At 73.8% G+C, this 16589-nt stretch carries 14 protein-coding genes and 2 tRNA genes; 5 read left to right on the forward strand and 11 right to left on the reverse strand.

The window, feature by feature from the left end; all coding sequences use genetic code 11:
* Nucleotides 1-138 precede the first annotated feature (138 nt).
* From ACZ6Q9_RS05175 to ACZ6Q9_RS05200, 6 genes are all read right to left on the reverse strand, one after another.
* Nucleotides 139-212: transfer RNA gene (locus ACZ6Q9_RS05175), tRNA-Met, on the reverse strand.
* Nucleotides 213-439: 227 nt separating this feature from the next.
* Nucleotides 440-516, reverse strand: a tRNA-Met gene (locus tag ACZ6Q9_RS05180).
* Nucleotides 517-615: 99 nt separating this feature from the next.
* The gene (locus ACZ6Q9_RS05185) at nucleotides 616-1557 is read right to left on the reverse strand and encodes a hypothetical protein (protein WP_396827864.1); all 942 of its coding nucleotides are present in this window, start codon (nucleotides 1555-1557) and stop codon (nucleotides 616-618) included.
* A complete protein-coding gene (locus ACZ6Q9_RS05190) occupies nucleotides 1547-2056 on the reverse strand; it encodes a SigE family RNA polymerase sigma factor (RefSeq protein WP_393261276.1) in 510 nt (169 codons plus the stop codon). The genes ACZ6Q9_RS05185 and ACZ6Q9_RS05190 overlap by 11 nt, the downstream gene beginning before the upstream one ends.
* Nucleotides 2057-2220: 164 nt before the next feature.
* Complete coding sequence (locus ACZ6Q9_RS05195) at nucleotides 2221-5235, reverse strand: UPF0182 family membrane protein (protein WP_396828023.1); 3015 nt, start codon at nucleotides 5233-5235, stop codon at nucleotides 2221-2223.
* Between the two features lie 224 nt (nucleotides 5236-5459).
* Nucleotides 5460-6473: a PDZ domain-containing protein gene (locus ACZ6Q9_RS05200; RefSeq protein ID WP_396827867.1), complete on the reverse strand. Its 1014-nt coding sequence runs from the start codon at nucleotides 6471-6473 to the stop codon at nucleotides 5460-5462.
* 113 nt (nucleotides 6474-6586) lie between these two features.
* Between ACZ6Q9_RS05200 and ACZ6Q9_RS05205 the strand changes: the two genes are divergently transcribed.
* On the forward strand, nucleotides 6587-7885 hold the full coding sequence (locus tag ACZ6Q9_RS05205; protein ID WP_350703824.1) for a zinc-dependent metalloprotease: 1299 nt from the start codon (nucleotides 6587-6589) through the stop codon (nucleotides 7883-7885).
* 78 nt (nucleotides 7886-7963) lie between these two features.
* Here ACZ6Q9_RS05205 and ACZ6Q9_RS05210 read toward each other — a convergent pair whose 3' ends face one another.
* Nucleotides 7964-8578, reverse strand: a complete 615-nt coding sequence (locus ACZ6Q9_RS05210) for a hypothetical protein (RefSeq protein ID WP_396827868.1) — start codon at nucleotides 8576-8578, stop codon at nucleotides 7964-7966.
* A 140-nt stretch (nucleotides 8579-8718) separates the two neighbouring features.
* The gene (locus tag ACZ6Q9_RS05215) at nucleotides 8719-9249 is read right to left on the reverse strand and encodes a M48 metallopeptidase family protein (RefSeq protein ID WP_393261286.1); all 531 of its coding nucleotides are present in this window, start codon (nucleotides 9247-9249) and stop codon (nucleotides 8719-8721) included.
* Nucleotides 9250-9760: 511 nt separating this feature from the next.
* On the opposite strand from ACZ6Q9_RS05215, the gene ACZ6Q9_RS05220 reads away from it, so the two are divergent.
* The 3 genes from ACZ6Q9_RS05220 to ACZ6Q9_RS05230 all read left to right on the forward strand — a co-directional run bounded on the left by ACZ6Q9_RS05220 (nucleotide 9761) and on the right by ACZ6Q9_RS05230 (nucleotide 12836).
* The gene (locus ACZ6Q9_RS05220) at nucleotides 9761-9928 is read left to right on the forward strand and encodes a DUF5679 domain-containing protein (RefSeq protein WP_012014940.1); all 168 of its coding nucleotides are present in this window, start codon (nucleotides 9761-9763) and stop codon (nucleotides 9926-9928) included.
* A 273-nt stretch (nucleotides 9929-10201) separates the two neighbouring features.
* Nucleotides 10202-11251, forward strand: a complete 1050-nt coding sequence (locus ACZ6Q9_RS05225; protein ID WP_396827870.1) for a hypothetical protein — start codon at nucleotides 10202-10204, stop codon at nucleotides 11249-11251.
* Nucleotides 11252-11489: 238 nt separating this feature from the next.
* Nucleotides 11490-12836, forward strand: a complete 1347-nt coding sequence (locus ACZ6Q9_RS05230) for an ABC1 kinase family protein (RefSeq protein WP_396827872.1) — start codon at nucleotides 11490-11492, stop codon at nucleotides 12834-12836.
* Between the two features lie 350 nt (nucleotides 12837-13186).
* On the opposite strand, the gene ACZ6Q9_RS05235 is transcribed toward ACZ6Q9_RS05230, so the two are convergent.
* From ACZ6Q9_RS05235 to ACZ6Q9_RS05245, 3 genes are all read right to left on the reverse strand, one after another.
* Entirely contained in the window at nucleotides 13187-13552 is a 366-nt protein-coding gene (locus tag ACZ6Q9_RS05235; protein ID WP_350682265.1) for a WhiB family transcriptional regulator, read from the reverse strand.
* A gap of 131 nt (nucleotides 13553-13683) precedes the next feature.
* Nucleotides 13684-13941, reverse strand: a complete 258-nt coding sequence (locus tag ACZ6Q9_RS05240) for a hypothetical protein (protein WP_396827874.1) — start codon at nucleotides 13939-13941, stop codon at nucleotides 13684-13686.
* Between the two features lie 126 nt (nucleotides 13942-14067).
* A complete protein-coding gene (locus ACZ6Q9_RS05245; protein WP_396827876.1) occupies nucleotides 14068-16227 on the reverse strand; it encodes an ATP-dependent DNA helicase UvrD2 in 2160 nt (719 codons plus the stop codon).
* 92 nt (nucleotides 16228-16319) lie between these two features.
* Between ACZ6Q9_RS05245 and ACZ6Q9_RS05250 the strand changes: the two genes are divergently transcribed.
* Nucleotides 16320-16562, forward strand: coding sequence for a mycoredoxin (locus ACZ6Q9_RS05250; protein WP_393261298.1), 243 nt, complete (start codon nucleotides 16320-16322; stop codon nucleotides 16560-16562).
* Nucleotides 16563-16589: the final 27 nt, after the last annotated feature.

Genomic DNA, 16589 nt, shown 5'->3' on the forward strand with positions numbered 1-16589 from the left:
ACGACCGCAACCCTGGCACGCTGGTCGGCGGGGACCCGCCCGCAAAATCCGGACCGGCGCGGTCGGGCCGGAGGCACCCGAAAGACCCCGGAGATGCCGAAAGACCCCGGAGATCTTCTCCGGGGTCTTTCGCGAGAGTAGCGGGGACAGGATTTGAACCTGCGACCTCTGGGTTATGAGCCCAGCGAGCTACCGAGCTGCTCCACCCCGCGTCGGCTCGTTTACTCTATCGCATCCCCCGCCCCGATGATCAGCGGGCCCCCGATCCCACCCGGATTCCCTCCCGGGCCGCACCGCCGAGGCAGCCGGGGACGCCTGGCCCGGGGCCGGGACTGGCGGGAATTCCGGGTCGCGTCCGCCGCCGGAGGCACGGCCGGAGCCCGCTGCCCGCCCGAGAACGCGGAACGGCCCCGAGGATTTCCTCGGGGCCGTTCCGATGTGGTAGCGGGGACAGGATTTGAACCTGCGACCTCTGGGTTATGAGCCCAGCGAGCTACCGAGCTGCTCCACCCCGCGTCGGCTCGTATACCGTATCTCACCACCCCCGGCCGCCGCAAAACGACCCCCGAGCGGGGCGGTCCGGGCCGCGCGCCGCAGCCCGGACCGCCGTACGGCTCAACCCAGCCACTCCTCGATCGCGTCGACCGCCCGCCGGCTGTCGGCGTCGACCTGGGACCGCTCGGCGGAGGTGCCCTCCCAGCCCTGCTCCCAGAGCACGGTCACCACGTCCCCCACCCGGATCGCCCGGATCAGCCGGACCTCCTCGCCGCCCGTCGGCTCGCCCTCGACGTCCCGGCCCGGCGTCCGGATCTCGAACAGCACCGAGTCGTCGCCGAATCCGCCGTCGGCCAGCAGCCGCACCCGGGACGTCGACGGGTTGCCGCCGCTCACGCCCGGCTGCTCGGGGCAGGCTCGCACCGCCGCCCGCAGCTCGCGGAGGAAGTCGTCGGCCCGGCCCGAACGGTAGACGGTGACGCTGTGCGCGTAGCTGCCGTCGGGGACGTACCCCTGCGGGGTCTGCGGCAGCTTGTAGGCGAGGTTCCGGGTGCGGCGCTGCACGATCCCGGCGTCGCTGCCGTACCGGGCGTCGCAGAGCCCCGGCAGCGCCGCGGTGTCGCGGAAGACCGGGTCGATGCCCGTCCGGTTCGCGGCCGCCTGGACGAAGAAGGCCCGGTCCGGAACCGAGGTGGGCGTACGCGGCGGCGCGGCGCCGGTGCTCCCCGCCGTCGTCGCGGGCGTGCCCCTCGTCGGGGGCGTGCCCGTCACCGACGGCCCGCCGGTCGGCGTGCCCGTCGCCGCCGAGGACGGGGACGGGGCGGTCGCCGGCGGCGCCGGGGTGCCGGCGGGCGGCGGGAGGGGGGTGGCATCCCCGGCCAGCACCAGCCGGGTGCCGGTCGCCAGCCCACCGACCAGCAGTGCCGTCGCGAGGGCGGCACCGGTGAGCCGGACCCGGGCCCGCCGGTCGGCGCGCCGCCGCACCTGCTCGGGGGCGGCCAGGGTGCGGCCGTCGGCGTCCTCGGCGAGCGACCGGTAGAGATCGGACAGTTCACGCGACATCGTTCGCCTCCAGATCCTCGACGGACAGGTCGGGCAGCAGCGTGGCCAGCCGGGCCCGCCCCCGCGCCAACCAGGACTTCACGGTGCCGGTGGGCACCTGCGTCTCCCGGGCGATGTCCTGCACCGACATGTCGAAGAGGTAGTGCAGGGCGAGCGCCTGCCGCTGGGCGGCCGGCAGTTGGCGCAGCGCGCCCACCAGCAGCACGCCCTCCTCGCCCGGCGGCGGCACCGGCTCCGGCGGACCCGTACGGCTCAGCATCGCGCGCCAGCCGTGCAGCCGGCGCCACCGGTCGGTGGCCAGCCGCGCGACCACGAGCCGCAGCCAGGCCTCCGGCGCCGGGTGGGTGGTCAGCCGGCCCCACTGCCGCCAGGCCCGGGCGTACGCCTCCTGCACGAGGTCCTGCGCCTCGGTGTGGTCGCCTGCCACGGCGTAGCCGTAGCGGAGCATCCGCCGCGAGGTGCTCCGGTAGAACTCGTCGAAGCTTGTTGCGTCCCTCATCTCCCGACCACGCTCCCCCGGCCGTTCCCGCCTCTTGCAGGGAAGACGGCGTCAGGAGGGGGCGGGTTGCGGGGGTCCGGCCGCCGGTCGGGAAAGCGACAGCGCCCCCGGCGCCGGGGACCGGATCGGTCCGCGGGCCGGGGGCGCTGCGGCGGATTGCCTGGTCAGCCGCTCGGCGTCGGTGCGGCGCTGCCGCTGGCCGCCGGGGACGCCGGCGGGCTGCCGCTGGGCGTGGCGCCGGGCGCCGGTGCGGTCGCCGCCCGCTGGGCCTGCTGGAAGGCGGTGAGCGCCTCGTCCAGCGCCTTCAGCGCGCGCCCGTACCGCTCGAAGTCGCCGGACGTCTGCGCGGCCCGGACCTCCGCGATGGCGGTCTGGACCCGGTTGGCCGCCTCGGCCAACTCACCGGTCAGCGCGGGCGGCGTGCCGCCCGGCGGGGTGCCGCCGGTCGGTGGCGGCGCGCCCGGGGTGGCGGCCTGCTTGCCCTGCTCGACGAGTTGCTTGATGCCGTCGGCGACGTTGTTGGCCAGCACCACGTAGGAGCCGCCGTCGCCGTAGGACATCAGCACCCGCTGCAACAGCGGCGGCGCGTTCTGCGCGGCGGTCTTCACGTAGACCGGCTCGACGTAGAGCATGCCGTCGCCGAACGGCAGCGAGAGCAGGTTCCCGTACTGCACCTGCGCCTGCGCGGACTGGAGCAGGTTGAGCTGCTGCCGGATGTTGCCGTTCTGGGTCATCGACTGGTGCACCTGGACCGGCCCGGAGACCCGGGTCTGGTCGGGCAGGTCGAGCACCTCGAGCTTCGGCTGCCCGTCCACGTACGACCCGGAGATCAGCGCGGCGAGGTTCTCCCGGCCGTTCGGGGTGACCGCCGAGGTGAGCTGGAAGCGTGGCGACTCCTGGCCGGGGAACTGCGTGAAGAGGTAGTAGGGCGGCTGCTTCTGGCCGGTGTCGGGGGCGTCCGGCACGTTCGGCACCTGCCAGAAGTCGGTCTCCGAGTAGAAGGCGCCGGGGTCGGTCACGTGGAACCGGGTCAGCAGGTTGCGCTGCACCTTGAACAGGTCGGACGGGTAGCGGAAGTGCTCGGCCAGCTCGGCCGGGATCTCCGACTTCGGCACCACCAGGTCGCCGCCGAACGCCTTGTTCCACGCCTTGAGCACCGGGTCGGTCTCGTCGAACTCGTAGAGCCGGACCGTGCCGTCGTACGCGTCGACGGTGGCCTTCACGGAGTTGCGGATGTAGTTGACGTTCTCGCGGGCGAGCTGGAAGGTGCCCCGCCCCGTCAGCTCGTCGGCCGTCTGCTCCTGGAGGTTGATCCGCTCGGCGTACGGGTAGGTCGCCGCCGTGGTGTAGCCGTCGATGATCCACTGGATCCGGCCGTCCACCACCGCCGGGTACGGGTCGCCGTCGAGGGTGAGGAACGGGGCGACCTTCTCCACCCGGTCGCGCGGGTTGCGAACGTAGAGCAGCTTCGAGTTGTCGTTGACCGCGTCGGAGAGCAGGAAGTTCGACTCCTGCTCCTTGATCGCGTAGAGCAGCCGGCGGGTGAACGAACCGATCTCGACGCCGCCCTGACCGGTGTAGGTGTAGGACTCGCCACCCTCGCCGACGGGGCGGTCGAACTCCGCCTTCCGCTCCGGGTCGGTCTGGCCGACGATCGCGTAGTCGCCCTCGTCCATCCGCTCGCCGTAGTAGACGCGGGGCTGCTTCGCCGAGATCTGCTCGGTCTGCGCGGCGCACTGCTCGTTCGTCTGCGCCTGGCCCTGTTGCTGCTTCTGCTGTTCCTGTGGGTCGCCGAGGAAGCCGGAGACGAAGAACGGCTGGCCGCCGCAGACCACCCGGCTGCCCGGCGCCGCCACCAGCCCGTAGCCGTGGGTGTAGACGGTGTGCCGGTTGATCCAGGTGTTCTGCTGGGGGGTCAGCTGCCGGTAGTTGACCTCGCGGAGGCCGACCACGTAGTCCTGTACCTTGCCGTTGACCCCGTACCGGTCGACGTCCAGCTTCTCGCCGAAGTCGTAGAACTGCCGGACCTGCTGGCGCTGGGTGTAGGTCTCCGAGACCAGTTGCGGGTCGAGCAGCCGGATGTTCGGCACCACGGAGGTGTCCGTGGCCAGGCTCGCCGGCGGGGTCAGGTTGTTCGCCGCGTACGGCGTGGTGGTCACCGACCCCAGCCCGAACGCCGCCCGGGTGGCCTTGATGCTGCGATCGATGTAGGGCGCCTCCTTCTCCTTGGCGCTCGGCTTGACCTCGAAGGTCTGCACCGCCCAGGGGTAGATGCCGCCGATGGCGACCGCGGAGACGCCGAGCAGGGCGAGCGAGATGCCGGGCCAGACCAGGTTCCGCATCCACGCGTTGGAGAAGACGATGATCGCGATGGCCACCACGATGGAGATGTACGCGAGGATCTCCTTGGCCGGCAGCAGCGCGTTGACGTCGGCGTAGCCGGCGCCGTAGACGTTGGCGCCGTCGTTGTACTCCAGCAGCATCGCCCGCCGGTCCAGCACGTACGCGATGGCCTTGAGTAGGACGAAGACCGCGACCAGCGTGCTCAGGTGGGCCCGGGCGGCGTTGGTCATCCGGTCGCCGACGCCCTGGAGCCGGACGCCGCCGAAGATGTAGTGCACGGCCAGCGCGCCGACCACGGACAGCACCACCGCGGTGAAGCCGACCCCGAGCAGGTAGCGCCAGAACGGCAGCTGGAAGACGTAGAAGCCGACGTCCACCCCGAACTCCGGGTCCTCGACGCCGAAGTCCCCGCCGTTGCGGAAGAGCAGCCACTGGTTCCACCGGCTCTGCGCCGACAGCCCCGCGAAGAGGCCGACCACGCCGGCGACCAGCGCGATCCACAGGCCGAGCCGGGGGCTCAGCAGCATCCGGTAGCGCTCGAGGGTGGCCTGCTCCGGCGAGTGCGGCCGCATCCGGGGGCGCAGCCGGTGGGCCAGCCAGAGGTTCCCGCCGACGATCACGGCCATGCCGAGGCCGACGGCGAGGAGGAGCAGCAACCGGGTCGCCAGCACGCCGGTGAAGACCTGCGTGTAGCGGACCTCGTCGAACCACAGCCAGTCCGTCCACGCCTGGACACCCCAGCCGAGCAGGGTGAAGAGCACGAACACCCCGACCAGCACACCGATCGTGACGCGTCCGCGTCGGCTCATCCTCGGCAGGGGGCTGCTGCTACGCATGACCACTGTTGGCTCCGCACGCTCGATGTGATCGGCTCCGACCAGGCACCCAGAGTACGGGGTGTTCCTGAACGCGTCGGTCCAAGGTCACGTGGCGACCACGCGGAGCCGCCCCACGCTCGGCCGACGGCCCTCGTCGCGGCGACCGTCTCCGCACCTGATCGGCGCGCGCTCCCCGAGGCGACGGGGTCGACGTCAGCGGCGGAACCGGCCGCGTGCGGCGGTCAGCAGCGGGTCGGCTGGCCACCGGCGCGCAGCGTCTCCAGGGCGGTCAGCGCCTCGTCCAGCGAGCCGACCCGCAGCAGCGGCAGCCCGGGCTGCGGGTTGCGGACGGCCTCGGCGCAGTTGTCCGCCGGCACCAGGAACGCCACCGCGCCGGCCTCCTTCGCGCCCACGAGCTTCTGCGCGATGCCGCCGATGGGACCGACCCGACCGGCGTCGTCGATGGTGCCGGTGCCGGCGATGATCTTCCCGCCGGTCAGGTCCTCCGGGGTCAGCTTGTCCACGATGCCGAGGGCGAACATCAGGCCGGCGCTCGGCCCCCCGATGTCCTCCAGGTCGATGTTGAGGGTGAACGGGTGCGGCTGCTGCTGCTCGATCTCGATGCCGATGCGGGGCCGGCCGTCCTGCTCCCGGCTGGTCACCTTCGCCGTGGCGGCGGCGCCGCCCCGGGTGTAGCCGATCTCCAGCGCGGTCCCGGCGGGCTTGGCCCGGACCAGCTCGGTGAGCCGGGCGGCCACCGGCACCGACTGCCCGTCCACCGAGGTCACCACGTCGCCGGGCTTGAGCACGCCGGCGGCCGGTCCGTCGGCGGCCACGGTCTTGACCACCACCTGGACCGGGTACCCCAGCTCGCTCAGCGCCGCGGTCTCCGCGCTGGTCTGCGAGACCTTGAAGTCCTCGGCGTTGCGCTCGTCGACCTCCTCGCGGCTCTCCCCGGGCGGGTAGACCAGCTCGCGCGGCACGACCGCCTCGTCGTCGGAGAACCAGCCCTGGATCGCCGAGCGCAGCTTGACCGTGGGCTGCACCCCGACCGTGGTCAACCGGAGCTGCCCGGCGGACGTGGAGGTCTCCCGGCCGCTGACCTGGATGACCTCCTTGCCATTCTCCTTGCCCAGCGTGTTCACGGTCGGCCCGGGGCCGAGCACCACGTACGGGATGGGCGCGCCGAGCACGCCGATGCTGAGCAGGGTGGTGAGCAGAGCACCGAGCAGGACGGTCACGCCACGACGTCTCATGCGGCAGAGCGTACCGACCGGGGTGGGACGCCCCGGCGGGCGAACCGCGACTTCGCCCTCAGCGGAACGCCAGCGGCGGCGACCTGGGGCGCGGCGCGCGTACCGTAGACGTCGTGCCTGATATTCCGTTCGGTTTCGCGCTCCCGGGTGGGCAACCACCAGACCCCAACGATCCCGCGCAGATGCAGCAGTTCATGTCGCAGTTGCAGCACCTGCTCTCCGCGTCGGGCAGCGGGCCGGTCAACTGGGACCTGGCCCGGCAGGTGGCCGCCAGCCAGCTCGCCGCCGCCGGTGACCCGGCGGTCTCGCCCTACGAGCGCAACGCGGTGGAGGAGGCGCTGCGGCTCGCCGACCTGTGGCTGGAGCCGGCGTCCGCCCTGCCCTCGGGCATCCAGACCTCGGTGGCCTGGAACCGCAACGAGTGGATCTTCAAGACCCTCGACGTCTGGCGCAAGCTCTGCGACCCGGTGGCCAGCCGGATGGTCGGCGCGATGGGCGACCTGGTGCCGCCGGAGGCGCGCGCCCAGCTCGGCCCGATGCAGTCCATGGTCGCCACCCTCGGCGGCGCGCTCTTCGGCGGCCAGCTCGGCCAGGCGCTCGGCTCGCTCGCCGCGGAGGTGCTCTCCGCCGGCGACATCGGGCTGCCGCTCGGCCCGGCCGGCACGGCCGCGTTGATCCCCGCCAACATCCGGGCGTACGGCGAGGGCCTGGAGCTGCCGGAGGACGAGGTCCGCCTCTACGTGGCCCTGCGCGAGGCCGCCCACCAGCGGCTCTTCCAGCACGTGCCGTGGCTGCGCGGGCACGTGCTCAGCGCCGTGGAGATGTACGCCGCGGGCATCCGGGTCAACCGGGAGGCGATCGAGGAGGCGATGGGCCGGGTCGACCCGACCGACCCGGAGTCGATGCAGGCGATCGCGCTGGAGGGCATCTTCACCCCGGAGGACAGCCCGGCGCAGAAGGCCTCCCTGGCCCGGCTGGAGACCGCCCTGGCCCTGGTGGAGGGGTGGGTCTGCCACGTGGTGGACAGCGCGGCCGGCGGCCGGCTGCCCAGCGTGGTCAGCCTGGGCGAGGCGTTCCGCCGGCGCCGGGCGGCCGGCGGCCCGGCCGAGCAGACCTTCGCGGCCCTCGTCGGCCTGGAACTGCGTCCACGCCGGCTGCGCGAGGCGGCGGCGCTCTGGGCGGCGCTCACCGAGCACCGGGGCATCGCCGGCCGGGACGCCCTCTGGGGCCACCCCGACCTGCTCCCCTCGGACGCCGACTTCGCCGACCCGGTGGCCTTCGCGATGGCCCAGTTCGACCTCAGCGAGCTGGAGAGCTTCGACTTCAGCGCGCCGGGCGGCCCGGAGGAGAAGGCCCCGGGCGAGCCGGAGCAGCGCCCGGACGACACCGAGGGCGGCGACGCCCGCCCCTGACCCGTGGCCACCGACGGGTGCCGCCCGACCTGCCCGGGTCGGGCGGCACGCCCGGTCAGCGCCCCCCTCGCGGTGCCGTCAGCAGGGCCGACCGGTGCCGGAGAGCAGGGCGCGGGTGGTCTCCCAGCCCTCCACGGCCGGGTCGAGGAAGGCCAGGTCGGCCGGTCCGCGCAGGCGACGCCACGCCGGGGTGACCGCAAGGTCGCCGGGGCGCGGCGCCGCCGCGCGCACGGCCGCGGGCCGCGCGGTGTCCAGGTCCAGCGGCGGCAGCCACGCCGGCACGGGCAGCCGCACGGCCACGCCGAGCAGCCCCGGTCCGTCGCCCTCGACCGGCGCGACCGCCACCGGTCGGGTGGTGAGCGGGCGGAGCAGCTTGCCGATCGTCAGGCCCGGCACGTCGGGGGCGTCCCCGGCGACCACCGCCACCTGGTCGTACCCGGTGCCGGCGAGGGCGGCGAAGACGGCGTTCGGGGTCGGCTCGGGCACCTCGTGGACGGCCGTGTCCGGCCAGACCACCGCGTCGGCCAGCCAGCGATCCTCCGGCGTGACGGCGACCGCCGTCTCGACCTCGTTGAGCGTGGCGAACAGGTCGACCACGTCCTCGGCGAGCGCGGCCCGCCAGTCCACCCGGTCGATGCCGGGCGGCGACCAGGTCACCGGTCCGAGCAACGCCACCACCACACGTCGGGCCACCCCGCGACCCTAGCCCGCCGCCCCGGGACGAGCGAAGGCGCGGGATGCGGAGGCACGGAAGCCGGCCGACGGGGTACCGACGCGCGGCAGAGCAGGTCGGCCCGGCGCCGGCAGGCCGGCGACGGCGCGGGCGGCGGGTGTCAGTCGGCCAGCGGGGCGCCGGCGACCGCGGCGACGCCCTCCAGATAGCCGCGCGCCCGCTCGGTCTTCGGGTAGCGCGCGACGAGCGCCCAGAACCGGGCGTTGTGGCTGGGCACGATGAGGTGCGCGAGCTCGTGCAGGAGCACGTAGTCGATCACCCAGTCCGGCATGTCCTGGACACGGTGCGAGATGCGGATGGTGCCGTCGGCGGGGGTGCAGGACCCCCAGCGGCCGTTCTGGTTGGTCACCCAGCGGACGCTCGTCGGCACCGCCTGCGTGCCGTGGTCGGCCAGATAGAGCCTGATCAGTCGGGTGGCCCGGGCGAGCAGCTCGGCGTCGGACCGGGCGAGGCGCCCCTCCCGGGCGGCCAGCCGGGCGAGCATCCGGTCGACCCACTCGCTCTCCTCGGCCCGGGAGAACTGGTCCGGAATGAGGACGACGACACGCTCACCGTCGCGGTACGCGGACACCGTCCGTCGCCGGCGCTGGCTGCGCCGTACCTCGACGACCGGCTTGCGCGCCCCTGCCATCAGCAGACCGCGCAGCCTCGGATTCCTGCCACGAAGGAAAGCTAATGCGTACTGACCAGGGGTCCGCAAGAGTCAACACGACGACACGCGCCCGGAAAATGATGATTGGTCGGCAGAGTCCCGAAAAAACTTTGAACGGGTGGCTGAGAATCGCCGTCGTCACCCTTCGTGGCGACCGACGACGGGCGGGCGCCGACGCACCACAACCGTAGGCGATCACCCGGCGGGGCGCAGCTCGGGGCCCCGCACGGGGCATTCGACCGGGTTCGGTCGGCGTGTCCCCGCCAAACTGACTTATCAGACGTAATTCGCCATGCACACTCTCGACGTCGACTTGCTCACAGTGGCGAAGCACAGCTGACATGGAACCGCCCAGACCTGGGTAGGGTCCGCGCACCAGCGGTCACGACGGTGGCTGCGGGAGAACGACCCAGCGCCGGCGCCCGCGTGGCCCGCCGCCGGGCAACCCGCCGGGACGGCATCGGCCGGCGGACGAGACGAGGAGGGCACCGTGGCCGACCAGGCCCAGACCTACAACGGTTACTGCGTCAAGTGCAAGGAGAAGCGGGACTTCGAGGGACGCGTCGAGGTCTCGAAGACCGGGATGAACATGGCCAAGGGCAAGTGTCCGGTGTGCGGCACAACAGTGAACCGCATCCTGGGCAAGGCGAAGGTCTGACCCGTACGGGTGCTTCGGAGGGGGTGGCCGCCGGCCGCCCCCTCCGGCGTCCCCGCACCTGGTCCGGGTCGCGGCCACCACCCGAACGACCCGGCCGAACGACCCGGCCGGCGCCGGTCGCGCTCCCCACCCGTCGCCACTGTCGGCTCACCGACATGGTTACCGGCCGGTTGTGGATATCGCGGGATGTCCTGTGGACAGCGCTGGACAGGGAGCCGCGCACCTGTGGACAACGATCGACGGACAGCACGGACGCGGTCACGATTCGTTGTCATGCGTCGAGCCCCACTCCCCCGCCCCACGCTGCTGCCCGGCCTCACCCGCCTCTGGCGGGACCGGCACACCCTCCAGCTCGGCGTCGAGCCGGGCCGCGCCGTCCTGCTGGAGATCGCCGATCCCCGGGCGGCCCGGCTGCTCGACCTGCTCGACGGCACCCGCAGCGAGCGGCTGGTGCTGGAGCAGGCCGTCACCGCCGAGGTGGCGCCCGACGCGGCCCGCACCCTGCTCGACGCCCTGCGGGCCGCGGGCCTGGTCGTACCCGCGCACACGCTGCTGCCGAGGGACCTGGCCGGCCCGTCCCGGGCCCGGCTCGCCGCCGAGGCCGGGGCGCTGGCGCTGGTCGCCGCCCGGCTGCCCGGCACGCCCGCCCAGGTGCTGCGCCGCCGGCTGGCCGCCCGGGTCGTGGTCAGCGGAGCCGGCCGCCTCGGCGCCCCGATCGCCCTCGCCCTGGCCCAGGCCGGAGTCGGGCACGTGCACCCGGACCTGACCGGCCCGGTCCGCCCGGCGGACCTGGTCGGCACCGGGATCCCGGCCGCCGCGATCGGCCGTCCGCTGGCCCCGGCGGTACGCGACGCCGTCGAGCGCGCCGCCCCGGGCACGGGCACGGGTCCGCTCCGGCCCGGTCGGGCCGACCTGGTCGTCCTGCTCGGCGCGGACCGCCCGGCCGCCCTGCTCGCCGCCGCGCACGCCCGGCGCCGCCAGCCGCACCTGCTGGTCGCCCTCCGGGAGGGCGTGCCCGTGGTCGGCCCGCTCGTCCGCCCGCCCGCCGGCCCCTGCCTGAACTGCCTCGACCTGCACCGGACGGACCTCGACCCGGACTGGCCGGCGCTGGCCGCCCAGCTCGCCGGCGGCGCGGAGCAGGCGTGCGCCACCGCGACGCTCCTCGCGGCCGGGGCGTACGCGGCGGCGGAGGCGCTCGCCCAGCTCGACGGGAGCGCCCCGGAGACGCTCGGCTGCGCGGTGGAGATCCCCGGGCCCGGCCGGTTCCGCCGCCGGGTGTGGCCCCCGCACCCCTCCTGCGGCTGCGCGCGGGGACGCCGGTGACCACCACCGGTGGGCCGCCCCGCCGGACGCCGGTGACCGCCGCAAGTGCGCCGCCCCGGCGGACGCCGGTGACCACCGCAAGTGGGCCGCCCCGGCCGATGGTGACCCGCGCGGGGACGCGGCGACGGCCGTCCGCCGGGCCCCCGGGCCCGGCCGGCGGCCCGCGAAGGGCGGGGTCCAGCCACCCAGCCCGGCGGCAGAGCAGCCGCAGGCCCCCTGAGTCGGTAACAATGACCGGGTGACCGACATCCCGCGCCGGGCCGTGTCCCGGACCGCCAAGCTCGCCGCTCTGCCGCTCGGCTTCGCCGGTCGGACCGTCCTGGGCATGGGTAAGCGCGTCACCGGCCTCGCCTCCGACGTGATCTCCGCCGAGATCCAGCAGCGCACCGCCGAGCAGCTGTTCAGCGTGCTGGGGCAGCTCAAGGGCGGTGCCATGAAGTTCGGCCAGGCGCTGTCGGTCTTCGAGGCCGCCCTGCCCGAGGAGATCGCCGCCCCCTACCGGCAGGCGCTGACCAAGCTCCAGGAGGCCGCGCCGCCACTGCCGGCGGCCAGCGTGCACAAGGTGCTCACCGAGCAGCTCGGCCCGGACTGGCGGGACCGGTTCGTGGAGTTCGACGACGCGCCGGCCGCCGCGGCCAGCATCGGCCAGGTGCACCGGGCGGTGTGGCGGGAGCCGGGCTACGGCCCGTCGGGCGTGCCGCACAGCCGCGAGGTCGCCGTGAAGATCCAGTACCCGGGCGCGGGCGACGCCCTGCTCACCGACCTCAAGCAGCTCTCCCGGCTGGGCGGGATGTTCCGGGCGATCCAGCCCGGGCTGGACGTCAAGCCGCTCCTGGTCGAGCTGCGGGAACGGATCACCGAGGAACTCGACTACGAGCTGGAGGCCGAGTCGCAGCGCGCCTTCGCCGCCGCGTACGCCGACGACCCGGAGATCTACATCCCGGCGGTGGTCTCCGCGTCGCCCCGGGTCCTGGTCACCGAGTGGGTCGAGGGCACCCCGCTGGCGAACATCATCCGCGAGGGCACCGAGGAGCAGCGCGACGAGGCCGGCCGGCTGATGGCCATCCTGCACCTGTCCGCGCCCCAGCGGGCCGGGCTGCTGCACGCCGACCCGCACCCGGGCAACTTCCGGCTGCTGCCGGACGGCCGGCTCGGCGTGATCGACTTCGGCGCGGTGGCCCGGATGCCGGAGGGCACTCCCGAGCCGATCGGCCGGATCGCCGCGTTGGCCCTGCGGGGCAACGCCGACGAGGTGGTGGCGGGCCTGCGGTCCGAGGGCTTCATCGCCCCCACCGAGGAGATCGACGCCCAGGCGGTGCTCGACTTCCTCCGCCCCATGCTGGAGCCCATCGCCGCCGAGGAATTCCGGTTCAGCCGGGCCTGGCTGCGCGCCGAGGCGACCCGGCTGGCCAGCCCCCGCTCCCCCGCGTACCAACTGAGCCGGCAGCTCAACCTGCCGCCGTCGTACCTGCTCATCCACCGGGTGACGCTCGGGTCGATCGGCGTGCTCTGCCAGTTGGAGGCCAAGGCGCCCTACCGGGGCATCCTGGAGCGCTGGCTGCCGGGCTTCGCCCCGGTCCCCTGACCCGCCCCCGCGACGCGACAACGCGCGACAGGCGCCGGAGGACGACGCACGGAACACGCCGAGGGGCGGTGGCCGAACCGGCCACCGCCCCTCGGGCATCAGTGTGGATCTAGAGAACGCCCAGGTCGCGAGCCGATCGGTTGCGGCTACTCATGGCGACGGTACGGGCGGAACGGGTTGCCTCAGTGCTCGTGGTGGTACGACCGGCCTGAGGCCGGCGCATTCGAGCCCGGGACAACGCTTCGTGAAGTAGTTGCATTTCGGCGACTCCGTTAAGAACGTTCAGCATGGTGGTCAGCTCTCTCGTCGCCGGTGCGAGACCGGCGTGGGTGGGACGGATCGGGTTCATGTCAGGCCGCCAGCCGGACCGCGTTGCGCGACTCGGACAGCCCACTGGCCGCCAGCCGCGCCTCGGCCTCGACCCGGAGCGCCGCGTCGCGGGCGAGGTCCTCCTTGCGCGGGCGACCACGGGGCCGCTTGCGCGGGACGACCGCGCCACGCTCGAAGATCTCGCCGCCCCAGACGCCCCAGGGCTCGGCCCGCTCCACCGCGCCGGCCAGGCACTCGACGCGCAGCGGGCAGTCCCCGCAGAGCGACTTGGCCAGCTCGAGCTCGGCGGGCGAGTCGGAGAACCACAGGTCGGGGTCGAACTTCCGGCAGGGCAGGTTCGCCTCCACCTCGACGCTCACGTCGAGCGGGGCCAACGCCAGACTCATCGCCCGGTCACCTCTCTCTCGTTTTCGATCTCGTGGATCGCACTTCCGACGTACTTGGCGGGCAAAAAACTGAGGCCGCGGATCCCGGTAGCGGGTTCCGCGGCCTCGAGGTGAGCCGGTCGTCTGATGAATCAGACTGGTCTACCTCGAGGTGGAACTCCGCGGACGTCCATGCGCTTGTTGGCGACATCGACACCCTTGCCCGTGAAGCCACTGGTCCCCTGGATTCCGGTCGGCGCGGGGACGAGGATCAGCTCGGCCTGAGCCTCGACCTGGTGCACCTGCGGAACCGACGGTCGCGGAGCGGCGAGGGCCACCCGGACAGCCGACAGCGGAACGACGGCAGCGGGCAGCGCCGCCGGACGCTCGTTGGTGTAGAAGATCTCCATTGGTGCCACCTCCCTGACGTTCTCTCGTGCCGACACGGTCTCGACCCCTCATGAGCAGCCCGAATGGCGCCGCTCGCGAGGTGTGCCATGAGGCTATTCCTCGCCCGGGGGCGAGGGCAAACGAATTTACGACGAGATTTCGAAGTTTTTCTCCGGGCAGACGTCGTCGACCGCCGCGCCCGCCACCAGCGCCAGCACCGCCTCCCCGTAGAGGCCGAGCTTGCGCGGCCCGATGCCGGCGATCGCGATCAGTTCCTCCGCCCGGGCGGGACGCCGCTCGGCCAGCGCGACCAGTGTGGCGTCGGTGAAGACCACATAGGCCGGAACCCGCTGCCCGCCGGCCACCCGCTGGCGCCACTCGCGCAGCCGTTCGTGCAGCTCGTCGTCGATGTCGGAGGGGCAGGTGGGGCAACGGCCGAGCTTGCGGTCCGGCCCGGCGAGCAGGGTGGCGCCGCAGATCCGGCAGGACACGATCTGGGTCCGTCGCCGCTCCGGCCGCCGCCCCGGGCCGGCGCCGGCCCGCTCCGCGCCGCCCGAGCGGTCCAGCTGCGGCAGGAACCGCGACGGCCGCCGGGCCCGCCCGCCCGGCGAACGGGCCGAGGCGTACGACAGCCACAGCCACTCCCGCGCCCGCGTGATGCCGACATAGAGCAGCCGGCGCTCCTCCTCGACCTGCTCGACGGTCTTGGCGTACGTGGTGGGCAGGGTGCCCTCGGAGAGGCCGACCAGGAAGACCGCGTCCCACTCCAGCCCCTTCGCCGAGTGCAGCGACGCCAGGGTCACCCCGTCGACGGTCGGCACGTGCTGGGCGGCGGCCCGCCGGGCCAGCTCGTCGTTGAAGTCGGCCAGGCTGACCGGGCGCTCGACGGAGGCGGCCGGCCCGATCGGTAGCACCTCCGGGGTGGCCGCGTACTCCTCGGCGAGCTGGACCAGCGCGGCGAGCGCCTCCCACCGCTCGCGGGCGGCGCCACCGGCCGGGGCGGCGTCGGGGGCCCAGCCGACCGCCGCGAGCGCCTCGACCACGGCGGCCGGCAGCGGGGTCTCCCCCGGGATCGCGCGGGTGGCGGCCCGCAGCGCGACCATCGCCTGCCGCACCTCGGCCCGCTCGAAGAACCGCTCCGCCCCCTGCACCACGTACGGCACCCGCGCCTCGGTCAGCGCCTTCTCGTACGCCTCGGACTGCGCGTTGGTCCGGAACAGCACGGCGATCTCCTTGGCCGGGGTGCCGGCGTCGACCAGCGCGCGGCAGCGGGCGGCGACCGCGTTGGCCTCGGCCGGCTCGTCGGTGAAGATCCGCAGCTCCGGTTCGGGGCCGGGCGGGCGCTGGCCGACCAGCTCCAGCCGCAGCCGCGCCTCGGCGCCCCGCGCCTGCGAGATCACCGCGTTGGCCAGCCCGACGACCTGCGGGGTGGAGCGGTAGTCGCGGACCAGCCGGACCACCGTCGCCCCGCGGTACCGGCGCGGGAAGTCGACCAGGTAGGACGACGTGGCCCCGGTGAACGAGTAGATCGTCTGGCTGGCGTCGCCGACCACGGTCAGGTCGTCCCGGCCGCCGAGCCACGCCTCCAGCAGCCGCTGCTGGAGCGGGTTGACGTCCTGGTACTCGTCGACCACGAAGTGCCGGTACTGGGCGCGGACCTGCTCGGCGACGTCCCGGTGCTCCTCGATCCCCCAGACCGCGGCACGCAGCATGTCCTCGAAGTCGATCACGCCGTTGGACCGCTTGAGGCGCTCGTACGCGGCGAAGACGTCGGCGACCTTCGTCGGCTCGTGCGGGGTGTCCCGCAGCGCCTTGGCCGCCGCGACGACGTACTCCGCCGGCTCCACCAGCGACGACTTGGCCCACTCGATCTCACCGGCCAGGTCCCGGGCCGCCGCCCGGTCGGCGCGCAGGCCGGCCTTGGCCGCGGCGAGGGTGACCAGCCGGACCTTGCTGTCCAGCAGCTCGGGCATGGCCCGCCCCTCCAGCAGCCGGGGCGCGAAGTAGCGCACCTGGCGCAGCGCCGCCGCGTGGAAGGTCCGCGCCTGCACCCCCGGCACGCCGAGCACGGCGAGCCGGCTCCGCATCTCGGCGGCGGCCCGGGCGGTGAAGGTCACCGCCAGCACGTGCCGGGCCGAGATCTCCCCGGACAACGCCCGGTGGGCGATCCGGGAGGTGACGGCCCGGGTCTTGCCGGTGCCGGCGCCGGCCAGGATGCAGACGGGGCCGGCGGGGGCGGTCACCGCCGACCGCTGCTCCGGATCCAGACCGGCGAGCACGCGTTCGGACGCTGAGTGAACCACCACAGCGAGGAATTGTCTCAGCTCCGCCGGGCGTTGCAGCGGTTAGCCTGGGCTTGATCGGCAAGCCGCCGGGCGGACCGTTGGAGGATCTGACCATGCTGACGCTGTATTCCACCCCCTGGTGCGGCTACTGCCACCGGCTGAAGTCGCAGCTCGACCGGGAGGGCATCGGGTACGAGGTGGTCGACATCGAGCAGGACCCGAAGGCCGCGGATTTCGTGATGAGCGTGAACGGCGGCAACCAGACCGTCCCGACGCTGCGCTTCGCCGACGGCAGCGCCCTGACCAACCCCTCGATCACGCAGGTCAAGCAGCACCTGGCCGGCCTGTCCGCCTGACCTGGCGCACCACCCGACGAGCGGCCG

Source organism: Micromonospora sp. NPDC049139 (genome assembly GCF_055586845.1).

What these genes read in the sequence shown, in the direction of transcription:
- ACZ6Q9_RS05185 (WP_396827864.1), bottom strand. Translation starts at nt 1,557, where the DNA reads ATGTCGCGTGAACTGTCCGATCTCTACCGGTCGCTCGCCGAGGACGCC.
- ACZ6Q9_RS05190 (WP_393261276.1), bottom strand. Translation starts at nt 2,056, where the DNA reads ATGAGGGACGCAACAAGCTTCGACGAGTTCTACCGGAGCACCTCGCGG.
- ACZ6Q9_RS05195 (WP_396828023.1), bottom strand. Translation starts at nt 5,235, where the DNA reads ATGCGTAGCAGCAGCCCCCTGCCGAGGATGAGCCGACGCGGACGCGTC.
- ACZ6Q9_RS05200 (WP_396827867.1), bottom strand. Translation starts at nt 6,473, where the DNA reads ATGAGACGTCGTGGCGTGACCGTCCTGCTCGGTGCTCTGCTCACCACC.
- ACZ6Q9_RS05215 (WP_393261286.1), bottom strand. Translation starts at nt 9,249, where the DNA reads ATGGCAGGGGCGCGCAAGCCGGTCGTCGAGGTACGGCGCAGCCAGCGC.
- ACZ6Q9_RS05225 (WP_396827870.1), top strand. Translation starts at nt 10,202, where the DNA reads ATGCGTCGAGCCCCACTCCCCCGCCCCACGCTGCTGCCCGGCCTCACC.
- ACZ6Q9_RS05235 (WP_350682265.1), bottom strand. Translation starts at nt 13,552, where the DNA reads ATGAGTCTGGCGTTGGCCCCGCTCGACGTGAGCGTCGAGGTGGAGGCG.
- ACZ6Q9_RS05240 (WP_396827874.1), bottom strand. Translation starts at nt 13,941, where the DNA reads ATGGAGATCTTCTACACCAACGAGCGTCCGGCGGCGCTGCCCGCTGCC.
- ACZ6Q9_RS05250 (WP_393261298.1), top strand. Translation starts at nt 16,320, where the DNA reads ATGCTGACGCTGTATTCCACCCCCTGGTGCGGCTACTGCCACCGGCTG.